The following is a 20,577-nucleotide window of genomic DNA, read 5'->3' as shown; positions in this document are numbered from 1 at the left end:
GTGACGCGGAACCGTAAGGCGCAGAAGCGGAAACTCGGCTACCAACCATGCCGCTCCTGCGCTGTCCACAACCGCGAGGTGTGAACAATGCAAACGCTAGACGATGACAAGCAACCAACGCCAGCGGGGGTCACCCGCTCGCGATGCGCGGAATGCAAGAAGTTCGCTCGGCTGCTGCCGGGTGAGACCAAGTGCGCCCCGTGCCTGGGGGTGTTGCCGCTGGATCTCTCGGCGGTGCTGCGGGGTGGTCGGCGATGACCTCTCCCGGATTTCTCGTGATCGCCCTGGCCGGCCTCGGCCTCGGCGTGTGGGTGCTGGCCAAGATCGGACGCGCGCTGGCGTCGATGGCTGAGGCGCTGGCCGCCATGGTCGTCGTGTTCGTCGCCCTGTGGTGGGCGTGCAAGGTCGTGTTCTGGCTGTTCTCCCAAGTCCTGATCCACTGGCGCACCTCGCTGACCGTGATCGCGGTCTACCTGTGGTGCGTCTGGATCGGCTGGGTCTGGCTCGTGGTGAACCTCGGCGGCCTGGCGCTGATCCTCGGCGTGTGGCGGCTGCTCGACGTGACCTCGTTCGACCAGTGGTGCGGCCGGCCGTTGCGGTCGTGGTGGCTGCGCTGGGCCGTCTACCACCTCAAACTCCCCGGCTGGCTGCACGCCTGCGGCCTCAGCGTCCGGGATGCCGCGCTCCCGGTCGAGGTGACCGTGAACCTGGTCGGCCGTCGTAAGGCTTCGCGGGCGACGGCTCGGCAGTCCGGAGTGCAGGTCCCCAAGGTCCTCGGGGTCCGGTCGGGCCCGTCGTGGGACGAGGTGCGGGTACGGCTCGTGCCGGGGCAGAAGCCTGAGGACTTTGACGACGCTGCCCGCGCGTTGGCGTCGGCACGGAAGGTTGCGCGGTGTCAGGTGCGGGAGCTGGAGCCGAACGTGGTGTCGGTCGACTTTCAGCGGCGGGACCAGCTGGCGTCGCTCGTGCCCTCCCCGGCCGTTCCTGACCTGCTCGCGGTGCAGGAGTCTTCGGTGGACCTTCGTCGTGTCTGGGCCGGGCGCACGGAGTACGGCTACGACTGGCGGGTGCCGCTGCTTGGCTCCGGCGCACACTGCCTCACCGCCGGTGCCTCGGGTGCGGGGAAGAACAGCGTGATGTGGTGCCCGCTGGTGTCGGCGGCCCCGGCGATCCGGTCCGGGCTGGTGCGCATGTCCGGGATCGACCCCAAGGGAATGGAGCTCGCCTACGGTCGCGGGATCTTCTCCCGCTACGCGGTGTCGGGCAAGGACGCGCTCGAGGTGCTGGACGGCCTGGTGGAGGAGATGGACACGCGGAAACGGGAGTTCGCCGGGCGGGTCCGCACGATCCCCCTGTCCACGGAGTACCCGTTGGAGCTGCTGGAGTTCGACGAGATCGGCGCGCTGACCAAGTACACCGATCGCAAGACCCGGGAACAGATCGTCGAACGGGTGGCGCTGCTCAACACCCAAGGCCGCGCCTTGAACATCTCGGTACGCGGCTATGTGCAGGAGCCGACCAAGGACACCGTGCCCGTGCGGGAGCTGTTCACCCGGCGCGTCTGCCTCCGGGTGACCTCCAAGACGCACGTCGGCATGGTCCTCGGCGACGGCGCCTATGAACGGGGCGCGTGGGCCAACCGCATCGGAGACAGCGAGGCCGGGGTCGGGTTCGTATGGGGCGAAGGCATCCGCGAACCCCTGCGTATCCGCGCGGGCTGGGTCTCCGACGAGACGGTCAAGGCCCTGGAGCACTACGTCACCAACGGCGGCGTAGCTCGGCCCGTGCTCGGCGGCGAGGGGGTGGCGGCGTGAACACGACCATGGTCTTTCTCGACGCGATCCGCGATCACCTGGATCTGCACGTGTTGGGTCCGGTGGCGTCGATGAACGTGACGTCTGGTTCGGACCCGATTTGGGTGCAGCTCGGTGCCCGTCGGGAGCTGTCTGAGGTGGCGTCGGCGCTGGTGACCTGGGCCGAGACGCTGGATGAGGTGTCCGCGCAGATCTGGCGGACACCCGCTGGAACGTCGGTGCATCTGATCGTCAGCGGGCGGATGCCCTGCGGGGTCCCGGTCCGCGTATACGGCGCGGTCGAGTTTTCCGAGGGTCTGTTCCCGGACCTGCCGGTCGGGTCGCGGCAGGACATGCCCGTGTTCGTGCTGCGGCAATGGTCCCGCTCCGGGGAGGTGGCCGCCTGATGACCGACCAGCAACAGACCCAGCCGGCCACTGCCGGGACGCGGGCAGAACGGATGCGGACACCGCTCGCGGCGGACGTGATTCGGGCGACGGCGGAGAAGCACGGCGTCTGCGTTCGGCCCTTCACGATGGAGGTGGGCGACACCGAGACCGGCGAGCTTCGCTACGTCCCGGTGCCGTGCGGGTCCACGGTGGAGTCCGTGTGCCTGCCGTGCGCTCGGAAGGCAAAGGCGCTTCGGCAGGCCCAGTGCCGCGAAGGCTGGCACATGACCGAAGAACCCAACCTCACCGCCGAACCGCCCTCGGAGGACCACAAAGAGCTGCTGACGTACCGGGCGGACCTGGTGGCGGCGTATCGGGAGGTGGTCGAGCACGACCAGGCCGAAGCCGACGAGCTGCGGGAGGAGATCACCGGGGTCGACGCGGAACTTCGGCAACTCGGGATGCGCGGGCGACTGCCCGCCCTCGACGTCCCGACCAAACGGGCCGTGAAGCGCTCGACCCGTCGTCGGCAGGACGCGCCGAACCTGCCCCGGCAGAAGGTCGCCAAGACCACCGTCGGCCGGGAATACGCCGGGAAATTCCGGCCGTCCATGTTCGTGACGCTGACCTGCGACACCTACGGCCCCGTTCGTGATGGGGCGCCGGTAGACCCGTCGCGGTATGACTACCGGCGGGCGGCCCGGGACGCGGTGCACTTCTCGGCGTTGGTGGATCGGTGGTGGCAGAACCTGCGGCGGGTCGTCGGCTGGGACGCGCAGTACTTCGCGACAGTCGAGCCGCAGAAGCGGACCGCTCCGCACCTGCACGCCGCGATCCGCGGGGCGATCCCGCACGACGTCATCCGCCAGGTCACCGAAGCCACCTATCACCAGGTCTGGTGGCCCAACCACGACCAGATCGTCTACACCGACCGGTTGCCGGTCTGGGACCCGGACACTCGCGCGTTCTTGGACCCGGACACCCGGGAACCGCTGACCAGCTGGGATGACGCCGTGGAAGAGGTGGAGGACCCGGCGCATGTCGTCGTGTTCGGGCGGCAGGTGCACTCGAAGGGCATCCTCGGCGGGACTGAGGAGGCCGGCCGTCACATCGGCTACCTCACGAAGTACCTGACCAAGTCCACCGGCGAGGTGGTCGAGGCCGATAGCGCGCGGCTGCGGGATCACCACGACCGGCTCCACGCCGAACTGTCGATCACGCCGTGCTCCCCTCGCTGTGCGGTCTGGCTGTTGTACGGCGTCCAGCCCAAGGGCGCGGGCAGCAAAACCACCCCGGGCCACTGCAAGGGACGCGCTCACCGCCGGACCACGCTCGGACTGCCCGGCCGTCGGGTGTTGGTGTCGCGGAAGTGGTCCGGGAAGACGCTCGACGATCACAAGGCCGACCGGAAGGCGTTCGTTGCGCAGGCATTGGCTGCGATCGGGATCGAGAAGCCGCAACCGGACCCGGCCCGGTTGGTGTGGCGCAAGGTCGAGCCCGGAGACCCGCAGGTCCCGCCCCGGCCGCACCTGGTCATGCGCGCCATCGCGGAACGGATCACGTGGAAGGCCGAGTACGACCGGGCGCTACTCGCCGCCGCCGGACCACCAGGGAGTGAACCAGAAACTTCGGCAACTCAGCTCGCGGCCTGATCTGGAAGGGGGAGGCATGGAAAAGAGGTACCTGACGGTTGATGAGGCGGCCGTCTACCTGAACACGGGGGTTCGGTTCGTGCGTCGGCTGATCGCCGAACGACGGATCGCGTTTCACAAGGCCGGGGTGCACGTCCGGTTCGCGTTGGAAGATCTGGAGAGCTTCATGCAGGCCGGCCGAGTCGAGCCGATCACGCGGGCGTCGGTCCGGCGGGACCTGGGAAGGGCGGCCTGACATGGCGAACAAGCAAGGGCATCGCGGTTTCGGGAGTGTTCGGCAACTTCCGTCCGGGCGGTGGCAGGCTCGCTATCCCGGCCCGGATGGGGTCGTGCGGTCGGCGCCGAAAACGTTCGACACGAAGCGGACCGCTGAGCAATGGCTGTCGGGCGTGGAAACGCAGATCATGCAGGGTGAGTGGATCGACCCGGAACGTGCGAAGCGCAAGCTCGGCGACTACGCGGACCAGTGGATCGCTCAACGTCCGGGACTGCGTCCGCGCACGGTCGAGCTGTACAAGTGGTTGCTGCGTAAGCACATTGCGCCGGACCTCGGCGGGGTCGAGCTGGGCAAGCTGTCCACAGCGGTCGTTCGTCAGTGGCGGGCGGACCGGCTGACGGCGGGCGTCTCGGAGTCGGTGACCGCCAAGTCGTACCGGCTGCTGCGGGCGATCCTGAACACGGCCGTCGATGAGGACAAGATCCTCCCGCGCAACCCTTGCCGGGTCCGTGGTGCTGATAAGGAGAACCCCGACGAACGGCCGATCATCACCGTGGCCCAGGTGTTCGACCTGGCCAGCCGGATGCCGGAGCGGTTCCGGGCACTCGTGTTGCTCGCCGCGTTCGGGTCGCTGCGATGGGGCGAAGTGACGGCGCTTCGTCGATGCGACGTCGCCGAGGACGCGTCATGGGTGCGGGTGTCGCGGGCGATGGTCGAGATTCCCGGCCGTGGGCTCGTCGTAGGTCCGCCCAAGTCGCGGGCGGGTGTTCGGACGCTGATCATTCCGACGGCGGTTCGCCGTGACCTGCTGCGGCACCTGGAGACCTGGGTCAAGCCGGAGCAGGACGCGTTGCTCTTCACGGGTGAGCGAGCTGGGCACGCGGTCCGCCGGCCGAACTTCAGTCAGCGGACCAGGTGGACTGAGGTCGTGGAGAAGATGGGGCTCAAGGGCCTGCACTTCCACGACCTTCGACACGCCGGGAACATCTGGGCGTCGAAGGCCGGCACTTCGACCAAGGACCTGATGGCGCGGATGGGCCACGACGACATGCGGGCAGCCCTGATCTATCAGCGGGCGACCAGCGATGCGGACGCACAGATCGCAGACCGGCTGTCCAAGCTTGTCGACCGGCACCGCAAGGGCGTCACTCCGGACGACGACGAAGATCAGGACGGCCAACCGGTGCCAGTCGGCTAATGGCACATTAATGGCACGCGAGAAGTGAACAGCGGAGATAGAGAAAGCCCCAGGTCCACAGTAGACACCGTGTGACCTGGGGCTTCTCTATGAGAGCGGATGACGGGAATCGAACCCGCGTATTCAGCTTGGGAAGCTGATGTTCTACCATTGAACTACATCCGCAGTGCGTCGCCAGCATACACGGCGGCGTGATCCCCTTGTCCAGACCCCTCCTCCTTGACGTCGGCGCCGCAAGTGACAACACTTGTTGTCGACCTCGGAGGTGAGCGGCGTGGAGGATCCCGAACTGTTCCGCCAGGGTGGGTTCCGGCTCGCGTCGCGGCTGTTCGTCGGGGGCGATATCCGCGGGGACGAGCGGCAGGTGGCGCGGCTGCGGGAGTTCGCGCAGGTGCAGGACCGGCTCGCGGACGACGTCGTCGCCTGGATGGCGCGGCAGCCGAAGGGGCAGGGGCGGCGGCTCTTCGAGGACGCGCTCCGCGACGGGGTCGAGGCGCCCGGGCCGCTCAAGGACTTCTTCGGCCAGGTGAACGCCAAGCCGTACTGGGTCGATGACGAGCGGGTCGAGCGGGGGGCGCGGGCCATCACACGGGCCGGGTTGCTGGGGCTCTTCCCGCTCGGGGACATGTCGCTGATGGGCGGTTACCTCGCCTCTCGCGCGACGAAAGCGCTGGTCGGGACCGGGGAAATCGAGTACCGGGCGACGCGGCGGCTCGTCGAGACCGCGGCCTGGTGGATCGACGTCACCACGCCCGGGGCGCTCAAGCACGGTGAGCCGGGGTACGCCGCCGCGCTGCGGATCCGCGTTGTGCACGCCCACGTGCGCGCCGCCATGAACGGGCGGGACGACTGGGACTACGCCGCCTGGGATCGGCCCGTCAACCAGGTGCAGACCGCCGGGACGCTGCTGCTCTTCTCGCTCGTCTACGTCTTCGGCACGCAGCTGCTCGGCCTTCGCTACTCCGCTCGCGAGCGCGGCGACATCCTGCACCTCTGGCGGTACATCGGGTGGCTCATGGGCGTCGACGACGAGCTGCTGCCGACCTCCGAAGAGGACGCCTGGCGCCTGTTGTGGCTGCTCGCCGCCACCGAGTTCATCCCGGACGACGACTCCAAGCGGCTCGCCAAGGCGCTCGTCGAGGCCAACGCCGCCGTCGGTGAGGGGCGCGGGACCGTCGGGAAGGTCCTGTCGCACGTCTCCGTCGCCGTGCACTCCTCGATCAGCCGGCTCGTGCTCGGGAAGACGAACGCGGACTTCCTCGAGCTGCCGAACGATCCCGTCGCGCAGGCCGCGATCGTCGCCGTGGCCGGGGTCAACTTCGCCGCCGAGACCGTGCGGCGGTTCATCCCCGGGGCCACGCTGCTCCAGGAACGGATCGGGCGCGCCGGGCGGCGCGGGTACGTGAAGCGGCTCGAGAAGATCTTCGCGCCCGATTCGTCCTACGCGCAGCACATGCGGGCCGCCTGAACCCACCGGATAGGCTGCCGGGCGTGCTGCTCAGTGACCGTGACCTCCGCAAAGAGCTCGACGCCGGCCGGCTCGGCATCGACCCCTTCGACGCCGGCATGGTCCAGCCGTCGAGCATCGACGTCCGGCTCGACCGGTTCTTCCGCGTCTTCGACAACAGCAAGTACACCCACATCGACCCGCAGCTGCAGCAGGACGAGCTGACGTCGCTGGTGGAGAAGGAGGGCGACGAGCCCTTCGTGCTGCACCCGGGCGAGTTCGTCCTCGGCTCGACCTACGAGCTCGTCACGCTGGCCGACGACCTGGCCGGCCGCCTCGAGGGCAAGTCCTCGCTCGGCCGGCTCGGGCTGCTCACGCACTCGACCGCCGGGTTCATCGACCCCGGCTTCTCCGGGCACATCACGCTCGAGCTGTCGAACGTGGCGAACCTGCCGATCACGCTCTGGCCGGGCATGAAGATCGGCCAGCTCTGCATCTTCCGCCTGTCCAGCGCGGCCGAGCACCCGTACGGCTCCACCGAAGCCGGGTCCCGCTACCAGGGGCAGCGTGGCCCGACCCCGAGCCGGGCGTACAAGAACTTCCACCGCGTCGACACCTGGCGCTAAACCGCGATCTTCTCGGCCCAGTCGATGCGGTGGTCCCACATGAAGGCGTTCGGGTCCTCGTCGAACGGCTTCGAGAACGCCCGCTTGATGAAGAAGTCGCGCACCACGCGGCCGACCGGGCCGATCACCTTGTCGTCGCCGTTGCGCTTGCCGGCCGCGACGACCGCTTCGACGCGCTCGCGCCGCAGGCCCTCGTAGGTGGCGAGGGCCTGCGAGACGTCCGGCACGTCCCGGAGGCACTTGCCCAGCGTGACGGCGTCTTCGATGGCCATCGACGCGCCCTGGCCCGCCGCCGGTGAGGTCGCGTGCGCCGCGTCGCCGATGATCACCATGCGGCCGCGGTGCCAGACCGGGACCGACGGGAAGTCGTACGTCGGCCACGCGGGGTAGATCTCCCGCGTGGCGCGGATGATCCCGGTGGCCGGCGTCCGGTCGCGGGACACCAGGTGCAGGAGCTCGGCGCGCAGCTTCTCGCCGGCGAGCGTGGCCAGCTCGGAGGCGGTCGGCTCGGTCTTGCGGGCCGGGTTGGCGAACCACCAGACGCGGCCGTCCGGGCTGACGACGTGGCAGAAGAACACGCGCTTGCCGAACACCATGTTCAGCACCCCGGGCTCGTCCGGCAGGGACAGGCCTTCGGCGAACCCGCCGGTGTTGAGCAGCGGGACGTACCGCGGCGACGGCGCGTCCGGGTCGATGATCGTGCGGACCCGCGAGCGGAGGCCGTCGGCGCCGATCAGGAGGTCGCCGTTCGCGTGCGAGCCGTCGGAGAAGTCGGCTCTGACGTGCGATTCCGCCTGGCTCGCGCCGATCAGCCGCTTGCCGTACTCGGCGTGGATGCCGCGCCGCGCGGCCTCGTCGCGCAGGGCGACGTAGAGCTCGGAACGCAGGACGGTCTGGCTCACCGTGCCGTCCGAAAGCGTGCCGCCGAGCGGGAATTCGGCGAGCCGGGTGCCGTCGCCGAGCCCGATCGACATCCGCGGCGAGTCGAAGCCGGTGCGCCGGACGACGTCCTTCAAGCCGAGCGGGAGCAGCGCGTCCAGGCCGTTCACCGCCAGGGTCAGGAACGCGCCGACGCCCTCCGCGCCCCGGTCGTACGCCTCGAACAGCAGCGGCTCGTGCCCGGCTTCGTGCAGCGCGATGGCCGTGATCGTGCCCGCGATGCCGCCCCCGATGATCAGTGCCCGTGTCATCTCGTTCGTCCCCTCGAATCTCTTAGAAACTAATTCGTTCTGTCGAACTAAAGAGTGCGCTAGGCTGACGGCCGTGTCAAGCGAGCGTGCGCACCTGGTCGAGAAAGTCCTGCTCAGGTCGCGGGAGCTGTCGACCGAGACGGTCATGTTCCACACGGCGATCTCCGAGACCCGCGGGCTGTCGGCGGTGGAGAGCAAGGTCCTCGACTACCTCGCGCGGTTCGGGCCGCAGACGCCGAAGGAGCTCGCGCGCCTGTCCGGGCTCGCGCCCGCGTCCGTGACGGCGATGGTCGACCGGCTGGAGCGCAAGGGCATCGTCGACCGCCGCCCGCACCCCGACGACCGCCGCCGGGTGCTGATCGCGCTGGACGAGCGGGCCATCGCGAGCGGCGTGCACCTGTGGGACCACCTGGTCAAGGGCATGTACGAGCTCTGCGACCGCTACACCGACGACGAACTCCGGACCGTCATCGGCTTCGTCGAGGCGGCGACGACCCTCACCCACGAGTCGACGACGAAGCTGACGGAATCCACGAAAGAGTGAGTTTGAAGGCGTAAACCCGGCGTCCGTGCCAGGCTCCCTAGGTCGTCTCGACCCCGGAGGTGGCGAGGAGTGCCGTTGCCCGAACGACCGCTTCGCCTGGTTGTGGTGCTGGCACTGGTCTTCCTGGCCGCGGCCGTCGTGCCGTCGGCGAGCGCGACCACCGCCCCGCCGTTCGCGGTGGGCTACGACGCCCTCGTGTACGGCGACTTCCTGTACGCGGGCAACGGCGTCCTGCGCTGCCCGGTCGCCGCCGACCACGCGCCGACGTCCGGTCCGGTCGCCACCCCCGCGGCGTGCGCGAACACCGCGGACCGCAAGGACACCCTGCCCAACGACGACTTCTTCCTGCAGTGGGCCGACATCGACGCCGACCCGGGCACCTTCGACTCGGCCAGTGCGTCGGTGAGCATCCCGCCGGGCGCCGAGATCGCCTTCGCCCGCCTGAACTGGGCGGGCAGCACGACGTGCAAGAGCGCGGTGGCCCCGCCCGGTACGCCCGCGAAGCAGAACGTCCGCCTTTCCGTCGGCAGCGCGAAACCCGTCGACCTCGCGCCTTCGGGGTACGCCGAAGACGCGGGCCACTACTCGGCCCACGCCGACGTGACCGACCGGTTCGCGAGCGCCCCGACCGGGACCGCACTCGACCTGACGGTCGGGAACGTCTGGGCCGCCAAGGGTTTCGACTGCGTCGGCGGGTGGTCGGTGGCCCTCGTCTACGCCTACCCCGAGCGCAACGCGGACTACGCGCCGAACAAGCGCAAGGTCGTCGTCTACGACGGGCACGTCCAGCAGACCGCGGGCGCTCCGGCCGCGGAGACGACGATCACCGGCTTCCGCGCCGCGGCCGCCGACGCCCACCTCGGCGTCACCGCCTACGACGGCGACTGGGGTGCCTCCGGCGACCAGTTCCTCGTCGACGGCACCCCGGCCGCCGAGCCCGCGACCGGCGGGACGTCCAACTTCTTCGTCTCCAACGCCGACTTCGCCGCCGCCCCGGCCGCGAAGAACAACTTCAGCGTGGACGCGAAGGCGTTCAACGTCGACCGCATCCCCGCCGGCGCGACCAGCACGAAGCTCGGCTTCGTCACCAGCGGCGACGCCTACCTCGCGCAGAACCTCACGTTTTCGGTGCCGGTGCCCGAACTCCAGCTCGCCCTTCGCGCGACCCAGCCCAAGGTGCACGCCGGCGAGCCGGTGACGTTCGCCGTCGCCGTGACCAACCCGGGCAGCGTGCCGGCGACCGGCGTGCAGGTGGCCGACGAAGCCGTTCCCGCCTGCGCGAAGCCGCTCGGCACGCTCGCCCCGGGACAGACGGTCAGCTACACCTGCACCGGAACCGCCCCGCCCGACGACTTCACGAACTCCGCCAAGGCGACCGGCACGAGCGCGCTCGGCGACGCCCTCGACGGCGTCGCCGCCGCCCCCGTCGACGTCCTGCACCCGGCCCTCGGCCTCACGAAGACGGCCGACCGGCCCGCCTACCGCGCCGGCGACACCGCGACGTTCACGGTCAAGGCCGTGAACACCGGCGACACCGGGCTGAGCGGCCTCCAGGTCACCGACCCGAAGACGCCTTCGTGCGCGCAGCCGGCGGCGGGCGCGCCGCCGCTGGGCACGCTCGCGCCCGGCGAGAGCCGCACGTGGCAGTGCACGGCGAAGGCCCCGATCGCCGACGGCGTCACCACCGCGACCGCCACGGCCACCGACGAGCTCGGCGAGCCGGTCACGGCCACCGCCGACGCACCCGCGCCGACGATCGCGCCCGCCGTCGAGCTCACCAAGACCGCGAACCCGCCGGTGGTCCACGCCGGCGACCCCGTGACCTGGACGGTCACCGCGCACAACACCGGCGACAGCCCGCTGGCGCCGGTCACCGTCACCGACGACACGACGACGTCGTGCTCGCGCACCTTGGCCGGCCTGGCCGCAGGCGCGACGCAGACGTACACCTGCACGGCGAACCCGTCCCGCACGACGACGTCCCACGCGACCGCCATCGGCACCGACCTCAGTGGACAGCCGGTGACCGCCACCGCGGCGGCCACCGTCACGGTGATCACCCCCGCGCTGACGCTCACGAAGGACGCCACCCCGGCCGTCGCCCGCGCCGGCGACCCGGTGACCTTCACGATCACCGTGGCCAACGCCGGTGACGCGCCGCTGACCGACGTCGCCGTCACCGACGACCGGACCCCGGCCTGCGCCAAGGCGATCGGCGCGCTGCCACCGCAGGGCGAGCAGACGTACACGTGCACCGCGCCCGCCCCGGCCGACGACTTCACCAACACGGCCACCGCGACCGGCAAGGACCAGCTCGGCGGCACGGTGAAGGTCACCGACGACGCCGTCGTCGACGTCATCCACCCCGCCGTCACGCTCACCGCGCGGGCCTCGCCCGCGCAGGTCCGCGAAGGCGACACCGTGACCTGGACGATCACCGCCACCAACACCGGCGACGTGCCGCTCACCGGCGTCGCGGTCGCGGACGACCAGGTCGCCGCCTGCGCGAAGCCGCTCGGCACGCTGCAGCCGAAGGCGACGCAGACGTACGCGTGCACGACCGTCGCGGGCACCACCGGCTTCACGAACAAGCCGGTGGTGACCGGCACCGATCCGACCACCCGGCCGGTCACGGCCACCGCCGAAGCCGCGTTCACCGTGCAGCACCCCGCCGTCGCGATCACCGCCGACGTCACCGGTGGCCCGTTCCGCGAAGGCGACACCGTGCCGTTCCGGATCACCGTGCGCAACACCGGCGACGTGCCGCTGACCGGCCTCCACGTCACGGACGCGCAGGCCGCGCGGACCACCGGCTGCACCCAGGCGATCGACGGCGCGCTCGAGCCCGGCGCCACCCGCGAGTTCGGCTGCACCGCCCCGGCTCCGGCCGACGACGTCACCCGCACCGTGCGGGTGAGCGCCACCCCACCGGCCGGCCCGGACGTCACCGCCGCCGCCGTCGCCGCCGTGGACGTGATCCACCCGGCCGTCGCGATCACGAGGTCCGCCGAGCCGACGCTGGTCCGCCACGGCGACACCGTGACGTCGACGATCACCGTCACGAACACCGGTGACAGCCCGCTGCGGGAAGTTTCGGTGGCCGACCAGCTCGCCCCGGACTGCACCAGGTCCTGGGAACGGCTGGAGCCACAGGCGAAGCAGACTTACAGCTGCACCGAGATCGCCGGCGACGCCGATTTCGCTGCCACCGCGAAGGTGACCGCCACCGACGCCACGAACCGTCCGGTGACCGCCACCGCCGGGGTCCCGGTCGAGGTCATCCACCCCGCGGTCACGATCACGAACGACGCGGCGCCCGCGCAGGTCCGGCAAGGCGACACCGTGACGTTCACCCTCGTCGTCGCGAACACCGGTGACGTGCCACTGGCCGACGTGTCCGTAGTGGACAGTCGCACTCCGGCGTGCGCTCACCCCATCGGCACCCTCCTCCCCGGCGCCACCCAGCGCCACTCCTGCAAGGTAGCCGCCGGCACCGACAATTTCGTGAGCTCCGCCACCGCGACCGGCACCGATCCGACGAACCGCCAGGTCAGCGCCACCGACGACGCGGCGTACACCGTGCTGCACCCCGGGCTCGCGCTCACCCAGGACATCCACGGCGGCCCCTTCCGCGCGGGCGACCCCGTGCCGTCGACGATCACCGTCACCAACACCGGCGACGGGCCGCTCACCGCGGTCAAGGTCGACGCGTCCTGCGCGAAGACGTTCGACAAGCTGGAAGCCGGTGCCGCGCAGAAGTTCGACTGCACGACGACCGCCCCGGCCGACGACGCCGTCACCACCGCGACGGCCACCGCCAACGCCCCCGTCGGCCCGCCGGTCACCGCGGCGGACAGCGATGAGGTCGACGTCATCCACCCGGCCCTGAAGCTGACGAAGGACGCGAAGCCCGAGAAGGTGCGTGCCGGCGACGAGGTCACGTTCACCGTCGTCGTGCGCAACACCGGCGACGTCGCGCTGACCAGCGTGTCCGTTGTGGACGATCAGCCGTGCGCCAGGGAGTTCGACGGTCTCCCGGCCGGCGCGACGCAGACGTACACCTGCACCCGGAAAGCACCGGCCGACGATTTCACCGCCCCCGCGAGCGTCACCGGAACAGATCCGACCGGTCGCTCCGTGCAATCGACGGCCGAAGCGAAAGTCGACGTCGTCCACCCCGAAATCGCGGTGATGAAGGACGCGACGCCGTACGAAGTCCGGGAAGGCGACACCGTCACGTTTTCCGTCCTGGTCAAGAACACCGGTGACGTGCCGCTGACGGCCGTCACCGTCGTCGACGACCACACGCCGTCGTGCGCGCACACCGCGCCGGAGCTGGCCGTGGACGCCGAAATCACCTACACCTGCACGGTGATCGCGGGCAAGCGGGGCTTCACCGGAAAGGCGACCGCGACCGGGCAGGACCCGACCGGGCGCCCGGTGTCGGCGTCCGGCGACGCGACCTTCGTCGTGCGTAGCGGCTGAATGGAGCAACGCGGCAGCGTCCGATTGCCGCGAAATTCCGACCCGTCGGCGACGAGTGCGCCCGAAGAAATGTGATCAGTGCGTTAGCAGGTTCTCGCCGTAATCGTCCCGTGATACGTTCCTGCGCCGTGTCCCCCCTTGGTGAACGTGCTCGCGTGGTGATGGTGTCACTCAGTGTGCTGCTCGGCGTTTTTTCCGCCGCGACCGGCACTTGGATGGCGACCGCGGAAGGAAACACCGCCGAGCTCGGCGCCGCGGCGCTGGTGCTGCCGAACGCGCCCGCCGGCTCCGGTGGCGGCAGCGGCACCGACCTCGCCGGCGGACAGGCGCAGCCGAGCAAGCCCGCCGAGCCCACGTCCGCCGGTCCGGCGCCGGCGACGTCCAGCGCGGCGCCCACGCCGACCGAGACCTCCGCCTCCGCGCAGCCGACGACGTCGGAGGCCCCGCCGCCGACCACCAAGGCCGCGGCGCGCGTCGCGTCTTCGACGGCCGCCCAGGTCCTCGCGCTGGTCAACGACGAGCGCTCGAAGGCGGGCTGCGAAGCGCTGACCGAGGAATCGCACCTGACCAAGGCCGCGCAGGACTACAGCGACCAGATGTCGTCGGGCGACTTCTTCTCGCACACCAGCCCCGACGGCACGACGTTCGACCAGCGCATCAAGGTCGCCGGCTACGCGAAGCCGGGCGCGGAGAACATCGCGAAGGGGCAGACGTCCGCGGCGCAGGTCATGGACGCCTGGATGAACTCCGAGGGCCACCGCGCGAACATCCTGAACTGCAGCCTCAAGAAGCTCGGCGTCGGGTTCACCAAGGCGGGCAACTACTGGGTCCAGGACTTCGGGTACTGAGCTACTGGTTCGGGGCGTTCCACCGCTCCGCGATGTCGCCGTAGCGCGCCAGCACCGTCGCACGCAGGTCGGGATCGGTCCGCGGCACCGGCTCGATGAACACCTCGGTGACGTCGTTGAACGACTCGGTCAGCTCACTCGCGAGCCGGACGCACGCGCGTTCGAGGTCGCCGGCGCTCAGGGAGTCGTCGAAGTCGACGCGGGTGCAGACCAGGACCTGGTCGGTGCCCATCAGCATGGTCTGCAGGTCCACCACGGCCTCGATCTCCGGCGCGGCCGAGAGGTGGTCGCGGACGCCGCGGACGATCTCCGGGTTGGCCTGGCGGCCGATGAGCAGGCCGCGGTTCGTCCGCCCGAGCAGGTAGGCGACGAACGCGAGCAGCACGCCGATGACGATCGACGCGACGCCGTCCCAGACCTCCGACCCGGTGAGCTGGTGCAGCCCGATGCCGGCGAACGCGACCAGCAGGCCGATCAGCGCGGCGGAGTCCTCGAACAGGACGGTCTTCGGGGTCGGGTCGTCGATCAGGCGGAGGTACGCCCAGAACGACCGGTTCTCGGCCTTGGACTCCCGCACGGTCTGGCGCACCGCCTGCACCCACGACGTGCCTTCGAGCAGGAACGCCACCGCCAGCACGATGTAGCTGAGGATCGACGTGCTCTGCGCCTCGCCGTGGCCGAACAGCGTCGACACGCCCTCGTAGAGCGCGAACATCGAGCCCGAGGCGAAGATCGACACGGCCGCGAGCAGCGACCAGAAGTAGCGCTCCTTGCCGTAGCCGAAGGGGTGCACGCGGTCGGCCGGGCGGTCGGAACGTTTCAACGCGGTCAGCAGCAGGACCTCGGTGAACGTGTCGGCCACCGAGTGCGCTGCTTCGGAGAGCATCGCGCCCGAGCCGGTGATGATGCCGGCGATCAGCTTCATCACGGCGATCGCCAGGTTCACGCCGCCGGCGAGCAGGACGGTCAGGGTGCTTTCGCCACCAGGGCTCGCGGATTCCTCACTCACCCGGTGAGCGTAATGCTCAGAGGCTGCGCAAGCCGTGCAGAACGCGCTCCATCAGCGCCACCGCCGGGCGGCCTTCGGCGTTGACCCGGTTGTCGTGGATCGTGACCAGGCCCTGCTCGGCCATGTCGTCCAGCAGCACGCGGACGACGCCGAGCGGCACGCTCAGCGTGGCCGCGACCTCGGCGACCGAACGCGGGCGGGAGCAGAGGGTGCGGACCGAGCGGAACTCGCCGGTCAGCTGGGCGCCGTTCCAGTGGGCGCCGGCCCGCGTCGAGACGAGCGCTTCGATCGCCAGGTGCCGGCGCGACTGCGTGCGGCCGCGGGTCAGGACGTACGGGCGCACGAGGGTCCGCTGGGCGGGCACGGGATCTTGAGCGCCGGCGCCGGGGAACCGGACGTCCATGTCGTCGATGTAGGTGCGGAGAGCGTGTCGCCCGGTCGTGGTGCTCCGGTCCTCGCTCATACCTGGCCGCCCCCTGTTTCCGTGATCGTCGAATGGAAGCCTTCGCTGGCAACGGCGGCGGCGAAGGAAACGTCAGGATACGCCCGCTGTCCAGGGTTCAGGCCTTCGTTTGTCTTCCACCTGATGGGCCATTTCGGTGATTTTCATGAACAACTTTCAAGAAAACGATTGCTGCGCCCGAAATCCCAGCTAGTGGACTTGTGACAACGCGTAGTGCGGTGGCTACTTCAATGCGAATAACGCAATGTAAAACGGCCCCGGCCAGGAACTTCCTGACCGGGGCCGTGAACGATTAGCGCGTCACTCTTCTGCGAGCGAAGGCGCTCCAGTCGGTAACGGCTTCGGCGCCGGTGTGCGCTTGACCGACTCCAGCAGCATCTGCGCGACGTCGACGATCTCGACCTTTTCGCTCGCGCTGCCGTCGCTCTGGCGGGCGGTCAGGCCGTCGTTCAGCATCACCTTGCAGAACGGGCAGCCGGTCGCGATCTTCGACGGCGCGGTGCCGAGCGCCTCGTCGACGCGCTCGACGTTGATCCGCTTGCCGATCTTCTCTTCCATCCACATCCGCGCGCCGCCCGCGCCGCAGCACATCGACTTGTCGCCGTGCCGCGGCATCTCGCGCAGCCGCGCGCCGGTCGCGCCGACGAGCTCGCGCGGCGCCTCGTACACCTTGTTGTGGCGGCCGAGGTAGCACGGGTCGTGGTAGGTGACGTCCTCGGCGACCGGCGCCACCGGCACCAGCTGCTTCTCGCGGACCAGGCGGTTCAGCAGCTGCGTGTGGTGCACGACGTCGAACTGGCCGCCCAGCTCCGGGTACTCGTTGGCGAGGGTGTTGAAGCAGTGCGCGCAGGTCACGACGACCTTGCGCGCCTTGCGCTCACGTCCCTCGAACACCGAGTTCAGGACCTCGACGTTCTGCTGCGCCAGCATCTGGAACAGGAACTCGTTGCCCGCGCGGCGGGCCGGGTCACCGGTGCACGACTCCTCCGAGCCCAGCACCTTGTACTTGACGTCGGCCATGTGCAGCAGCTCGGCGACCGCCCGCGTCGTCTTCTTCGCGCGGTCCTCGAACGCGCCGGCGCAGCCGACCCAGAACAGGTACTCCGCGTCGCCCATGTCGCCGTCGAACACCGGCACCTCGAAGTCGAGGTCCTCGGTCCAGGCCAGCCGGTCCTTGGCGTTCTGGCCCCACGGGTTGCCCTTGTTCTCCAGGTTCTTGAACATGCCGTTCAGCTCGCTGGGGAACGACGACTCGATCATCACCTGGTAGCGGCGCATGTCGACGATGTGGTCGACGTGCTCGATGTCGACCGGGCACTGCTCGACGCAGGCACCGCAGCTGGTGCAGGACCACAGGACGTCCGGGTCGATGACGCCGCCGTCGTCGCCGATCAGGGCCTTCTGCGACTCGGCGATCGCGAGGACGTCGATCCCGGCGTACATGTTGTCACCGGACAAACCGACCTCGTCGCCCGCCATGTCGCGCTTGCCGCCGGCCATCAGGTACGGCGCCTTCGCGTAGGCGTGGTCACGCAGCTGGGTGATCAGCAGCTTCGGCGACAGCGGCTTGCCGGTGTTCCACGCGGGGCACTGCTCCTGGCAGCGGCCGCACTCGGTGCACGTCGAGAAGTCCAGCCAGCCCTTCCAGCTGAAGTCCTCGACCTTGCCGACGCCGAAGGTGTCCTCGTCCGGGTCGGCTTCCTCGAGGTCGAGGACCTTGCCACCGCTCATCATCGGCTTGAGCGCGCCGAGGGCGACGCCGCCGTCGGCCTCGCGCTTGAAGTAGATGTTGAAGAACGCGCTGAAGCGGTGCCAGGCGATGCCCATGGTCATCGTCCGCGCGACCACGATCAGCCAGACCGTGGCGCTCATCAGCTTGACGAACGCGAACACCGTGACCAGGTTCGGGCTGGCCGGCAGCAGCTGGCCGATCGGGTTGGAGACGAAGGACGCCCACAGCGGTCCTTCGTGCGTGTTCAGCGCGGACTTCGCGGCGCGGACGCCGATGATGCCGATGCCCTCGATCAGGACGACGGCCTCGATGAAGTAGGCCCACTTGAAGTTGGAGCCCTGGAAGCGCGACTGGCGGTCGGCGCGGCGCGGGTGGTTGCGCTGGCGGATCGCCATCAGCACCAGGATGCCGACGATCGTCCCGACCCCGAGCAGCTCCATGAGCAGCTGGAACGGCGGGAAGTCGTCGAGGATCGGCCAGCCCCAGGTGGGCACGAAGACCTCGCCGTACGCCTCGAACAGCGCCAGTGAGCCGAGCAGGAAGCCCCACATCACGAGCCAGTGCGCCGGCCCGACACTGCGCTTGCGGTTCATCCGCGTGTGCGCGGCGAACTCCTTGATCAGCGTCTTCATGCGGCCCGCGAAGGGGCCGTTGCGCGTCGAGTCGGGCTGCCCGAGACGGATGATGCGCACGAAGCGCGCGATCGTCGCGGCGAACATTCCCCAGGCGACGACGCCGAGCAGGACCGAGATCCCGCCGAGCGTCAGTTGCAGAGCGCCCATCGTTCGGGTGCCTTTCGTCCGGTTCAAAACTGTGGTGGTGCCGGGAGACTAGCCTTCCTTACTGATGAGTAACCCGTTGAGTGGGCCTAAGTCCCACCGATGTGGTGTACGTCGCTCTTTGTTTTGGGACGATCGTTCAGGTAGTTTTCACACTATGGGTGCGTACCTCCTCCTCGCTTTGGCGATCGCCGCCGAGGTCTCCGCGACGGTCTCGCTGAAGCTCTCCGAGGGCTTCTCGAAGCTCGGGCCGTCGATCGTCGTGGTGATCGGGTACGCCATCGCGTTCGTCGCCCTGTCGTACGTCCTCAAGCTGGGGCTGCCGATCGGCGTCGCCTACGCGATCTGGGCCGCGGCGGGCGTCGCGCTGGTCGCGATCGTCGGCGTCGTGTTCCTCAAGGAGACCGTCAACGCGACCATGGTCGCCGGGCTGGCGCTGGTCATCGGCGGCGTGGTGCTGATCGAACTCGGGAGCGCATCGACGTGAAACTGCAGGTCGACGGCCGCAAGGCGCGGGGGGACAAACGGCGCGCGGAGATCATCGCGGCCACGCTGCGGATCATCGAGCGCGACGGCGTCGCGGGCGTGACCCACCGGACCGTCGCGGCCGAGGCCGGCGTGCCGACGACGTCCACGACCTACCACTTCACCTCGCTCGACGACCTGCTGATCGCGACCCTCATCTCGTGCGCCCGCGACATGGCGACCGAGGTCTACTGGATGATCGACCGGGCCCGGTCACGCGGCTCGCGGGGCGCCGAGGAGGTCGCGGGCCTGCTGGCCGAGGCACTGGGGCCGCGGCGCGGGCGCACGATGGCCGAGTACGAGCTGTACCTGCTGGCCGCGCGGAAGCCGGAGCTGCGCCCGGCCGCCCGGCGCTGGCTCGACGTGCTGACGTCGATGGTCCGCCACGACGACGAAGTGGCGTTCCGGGTGTTCCTCGCGGGCATCGACGGGCTGCTGATCCAGGGGCTCATCGACGACGAGCCGCCGTCCGCGGACGAGCTGCGTCCCGTCGTGGACTACCTGCTGAAACCGCGTTGACGCCGGTCTTAGTTTCGGATCATGCGGATCTTCGGTGAGTACGAGCTGGACGACGACCGGGCGCGGCTGGACCTCGACGTGGTGTGGAAGTTCCTCTCCACCGAGGCCTACTGGGGCCGCTGGCGCACGCGCGCGCAGGTCGAGGCCGCCGTCGCCGGCTCGTGGCGGATCGTCGCCGCCTACCGCGGCGGCGAGCAGGTCGGCTTCGCGCGCGCCTTCTCCGACGGCGTCGGGTCGGCGTACCTGGCCGACGTGTTCGTCGTCGACTCCGCGCGCGGCACCGGGCTCGGCAAGGAGCTCGTCCGGGAGATGATCGACAACGGGCCCGGCGCCGGCTTCCGCTGGATGCTGCACACCGCCGACGCGCACGGGCTGTACCGCCAGTTCGGCTTCGGCGAGCACACCAAGGGCCGTTACCTGGAACGCGAAGGCGTCAACCAGGAAGCCCTGCGCTGACGGCGTCCGGATCCGGCACCGGGCCGGCGCCGGATCCGGGTGCGGGAGTCAGCCCTTGTTCTCGTACACCGGCGTGAGCACCGCGCGGGCCAGCGTGTGGCCGAACATGTTGAAGCCCAGGAACGCCGGCGTCGCGTCCTCCGGCACCTCGAGCTTGTCGACGTCCAGCGCGTGCACGGCGAAGTAGTACCGGTGCGGGCCGTGCCCGGGCGGGGGCGCGGCGCCGAGGAACTGCTTGACCCCGCCGTCGCCCTTCAGCGTCACCGCGCCTTCGGGGAGGCCCGAACCGTCGCCCGCGCCGGAGGCCAGCTCCGTCACCGACGCCGGGACGTTGAACACGGCCCAGTGCCAGAAACCGCTGCCGGTGGGGGCGTCCGGGTCGTAGCAGGTGATCGCGAAGCTCTTCGTCTCGGCCGGGAAGCCCTCCCACGCCAGCTGCGGCGAACGGTCCTCGCCGCCGGCGCCGAAGATGCCGGACAAGTGGGGCGTGGCCAGGGTTTCACCGTCGGCGACGTCGGTGCTCGTGAGGGTGAACGACGGCACGTCGGGCAGGGATTCGTACGGGCCGGGTGCTTGCGGCATGGATCCTCCTGATCACGGAACTGGAGTCTTGCGCCAGGTTAGGCCCCCGGGACGGCCCCCGCGTGTCAGGGACGGATCTCAGGGTCATTCGGGGGGTTACCCCCATGTACTCGATCCCGCCCC

At 69.8% G+C, this 20,577-nt stretch carries 19 protein-coding genes and 1 tRNA gene; 14 read left to right on the top strand and 6 right to left on the bottom strand.

What is annotated here, in order from left to right; genetic code table 11:
- Positions 1 to 254: 254 nt before the first annotated feature.
- From AB0B33_RS30510 to AB0B33_RS30490, 5 genes are read left to right on the top strand one after another with little or no spacing between them, the layout of a single operon-like run.
- Positions 255 to 1,814, top strand: coding sequence for an FtsK/SpoIIIE domain-containing protein (locus tag AB0B33_RS30510; RefSeq protein WP_360777863.1), 1,560 nt, complete (start codon positions 255 to 257; stop codon positions 1,812 to 1,814).
- The gene (locus AB0B33_RS30505; RefSeq protein ID WP_360777861.1) at positions 1,811 to 2,200 is read left to right on the top strand and encodes a hypothetical protein; all 390 of its coding nucleotides are present in this window, start codon (positions 1,811 to 1,813) and stop codon (positions 2,198 to 2,200) included. Before AB0B33_RS30510 ends, AB0B33_RS30505 begins: the two co-directional genes overlap by 4 nt.
- Positions 2,200 to 3,834 carry a replication initiator gene (locus tag AB0B33_RS30500; RefSeq protein ID WP_360777859.1) on the top strand — a complete coding sequence of 545 codons (1,635 nt, stop codon included), beginning with the start codon at positions 2,200 to 2,202 and terminating at the stop codon, positions 3,832 to 3,834. Before AB0B33_RS30505 ends, AB0B33_RS30500 begins: the two co-directional genes overlap by 1 nt.
- A gap of 16 nt (positions 3,835 to 3,850) precedes the next feature.
- On the top strand, positions 3,851 to 4,069 hold the full coding sequence (locus tag AB0B33_RS30495; RefSeq protein ID WP_360777857.1) for a helix-turn-helix domain-containing protein: 219 nt from the start codon (positions 3,851 to 3,853) through the stop codon (positions 4,067 to 4,069).
- Between the two features lies 1 nt (position 4,070).
- Positions 4,071 to 5,249 (top strand): tyrosine-type recombinase/integrase, encoded by a 1,179-nt coding sequence (locus AB0B33_RS30490; RefSeq protein WP_360777855.1) that lies wholly within the window; start codon positions 4,071 to 4,073, stop codon positions 5,247 to 5,249.
- 94 nt (positions 5,250 to 5,343) lie between these two features.
- Here the strand turns inward: AB0B33_RS30490 and AB0B33_RS30485 are convergent.
- Positions 5,344 to 5,414, bottom strand: a tRNA-Gly gene (locus tag AB0B33_RS30485).
- Between the two features lie 109 nt (positions 5,415 to 5,523).
- Here AB0B33_RS30485 and AB0B33_RS30480 point away from each other — a divergent pair.
- Positions 5,524 to 6,717, top strand: a complete 1,194-nt coding sequence (locus AB0B33_RS30480; protein WP_360777853.1) for an oxygenase MpaB family protein — start codon at positions 5,524 to 5,526, stop codon at positions 6,715 to 6,717.
- Positions 6,718 to 6,740: 23 nt separating this feature from the next.
- Positions 6,741 to 7,322, top strand: coding sequence for a dCTP deaminase (dcd, locus tag AB0B33_RS30475; protein ID WP_086865668.1), 582 nt, complete (start codon positions 6,741 to 6,743; stop codon positions 7,320 to 7,322).
- Here the strand turns inward: dcd and AB0B33_RS30470 are convergent.
- Positions 7,319 to 8,512 (bottom strand): FAD-dependent monooxygenase, encoded by a 1,194-nt coding sequence (locus AB0B33_RS30470; RefSeq protein WP_360777850.1) that lies wholly within the window; start codon positions 8,510 to 8,512, stop codon positions 7,319 to 7,321. The genes dcd and AB0B33_RS30470 overlap by 4 nt on opposite strands.
- Positions 8,513 to 8,585: 73 nt before the next feature.
- Here AB0B33_RS30470 and AB0B33_RS30465 point away from each other — a divergent pair, with 73 nt between their 5' ends.
- From AB0B33_RS30465 to AB0B33_RS30455, 3 genes are all read left to right on the top strand, one after another.
- The gene (locus AB0B33_RS30465; protein ID WP_360777848.1) at positions 8,586 to 9,056 is read left to right on the top strand and encodes a MarR family transcriptional regulator; all 471 of its coding nucleotides are present in this window, start codon (positions 8,586 to 8,588) and stop codon (positions 9,054 to 9,056) included.
- A 75-nt stretch (positions 9,057 to 9,131) separates the two neighbouring features.
- On the top strand, positions 9,132 to 13,541 hold the full coding sequence (locus AB0B33_RS30460; RefSeq protein WP_360777846.1) for a hypothetical protein: 4,410 nt from the start codon (positions 9,132 to 9,134) through the stop codon (positions 13,539 to 13,541).
- A gap of 155 nt (positions 13,542 to 13,696) precedes the next feature.
- Positions 13,697 to 14,389 (top strand): CAP domain-containing protein, encoded by a 693-nt coding sequence (locus AB0B33_RS30455; RefSeq protein WP_360777844.1) that lies wholly within the window; start codon positions 13,697 to 13,699, stop codon positions 14,387 to 14,389.
- Between the two features lies 1 nt (position 14,390).
- Here AB0B33_RS30455 and AB0B33_RS30450 read toward each other — a convergent pair whose 3' ends face one another.
- The gene (locus tag AB0B33_RS30450) at positions 14,391 to 15,398 is read right to left on the bottom strand and encodes a cation diffusion facilitator family transporter (RefSeq protein WP_360777842.1); all 1,008 of its coding nucleotides are present in this window, start codon (positions 15,396 to 15,398) and stop codon (positions 14,391 to 14,393) included.
- Between the two features lie 16 nt (positions 15,399 to 15,414).
- On the bottom strand, positions 15,415 to 15,861 hold the full coding sequence (locus AB0B33_RS30445) for a DUF742 domain-containing protein (RefSeq protein ID WP_360777840.1): 447 nt from the start codon (positions 15,859 to 15,861) through the stop codon (positions 15,415 to 15,417).
- 21 nt (positions 15,862 to 15,882) lie between these two features.
- Here AB0B33_RS30445 and AB0B33_RS30440 point away from each other — a divergent pair, with 21 nt between their 5' ends.
- A complete protein-coding gene (locus AB0B33_RS30440) occupies positions 15,883 to 16,065 on the top strand; it encodes a hypothetical protein (protein ID WP_360777838.1) in 183 nt (60 codons plus the stop codon).
- Positions 16,066 to 16,161: 96 nt separating this feature from the next.
- On the opposite strand, the gene AB0B33_RS30435 is transcribed toward AB0B33_RS30440, so the two are convergent.
- Positions 16,162 to 18,375 (bottom strand): (Fe-S)-binding protein, encoded by a 2,214-nt coding sequence (locus AB0B33_RS30435; RefSeq protein ID WP_360777836.1) that lies wholly within the window; start codon positions 18,373 to 18,375, stop codon positions 16,162 to 16,164.
- 154 nt (positions 18,376 to 18,529) lie between these two features.
- Between AB0B33_RS30435 and AB0B33_RS30430 the strand changes: the two genes are divergently transcribed.
- Genes AB0B33_RS30430 through AB0B33_RS30420 form a run of 3 tightly spaced genes read left to right on the top strand, consistent with a single transcriptional unit; the run spans position 18,530 to position 19,872 of the window.
- A complete protein-coding gene (locus AB0B33_RS30430) occupies positions 18,530 to 18,859 on the top strand; it encodes a multidrug efflux SMR transporter (protein ID WP_247016633.1) in 330 nt (109 codons plus the stop codon).
- On the top strand, positions 18,856 to 19,416 hold the full coding sequence (locus AB0B33_RS30425) for a TetR family transcriptional regulator (RefSeq protein ID WP_360777834.1): 561 nt from the start codon (positions 18,856 to 18,858) through the stop codon (positions 19,414 to 19,416). The genes AB0B33_RS30430 and AB0B33_RS30425 overlap by 4 nt, the downstream gene beginning before the upstream one ends.
- A 21-nt stretch (positions 19,417 to 19,437) precedes the next feature.
- A complete protein-coding gene (locus tag AB0B33_RS30420; RefSeq protein ID WP_247016637.1) occupies positions 19,438 to 19,872 on the top strand; it encodes a GNAT family N-acetyltransferase in 435 nt (144 codons plus the stop codon).
- Between the two features lie 48 nt (positions 19,873 to 19,920).
- Here AB0B33_RS30420 and AB0B33_RS30415 read toward each other — a convergent pair whose 3' ends face one another.
- Positions 19,921 to 20,454 (bottom strand): YbhB/YbcL family Raf kinase inhibitor-like protein, encoded by a 534-nt coding sequence (locus AB0B33_RS30415; RefSeq protein WP_247016639.1) that lies wholly within the window; start codon positions 20,452 to 20,454, stop codon positions 19,921 to 19,923.
- Positions 20,455 to 20,577: the final 123 nt, after the last annotated feature.

The sequence above is a fragment of the Amycolatopsis sp. NPDC049159 genome (genome assembly GCF_040648295.1).
Lineage (GTDB): Bacteria > Actinomycetota > Actinomycetes > Mycobacteriales > Pseudonocardiaceae > Amycolatopsis > Amycolatopsis pretoriensis_A.
The sequence above is the reverse complement of the archived record's forward strand: the minus strand, read 5'-3'. Positions and strand labels throughout refer to the sequence as shown.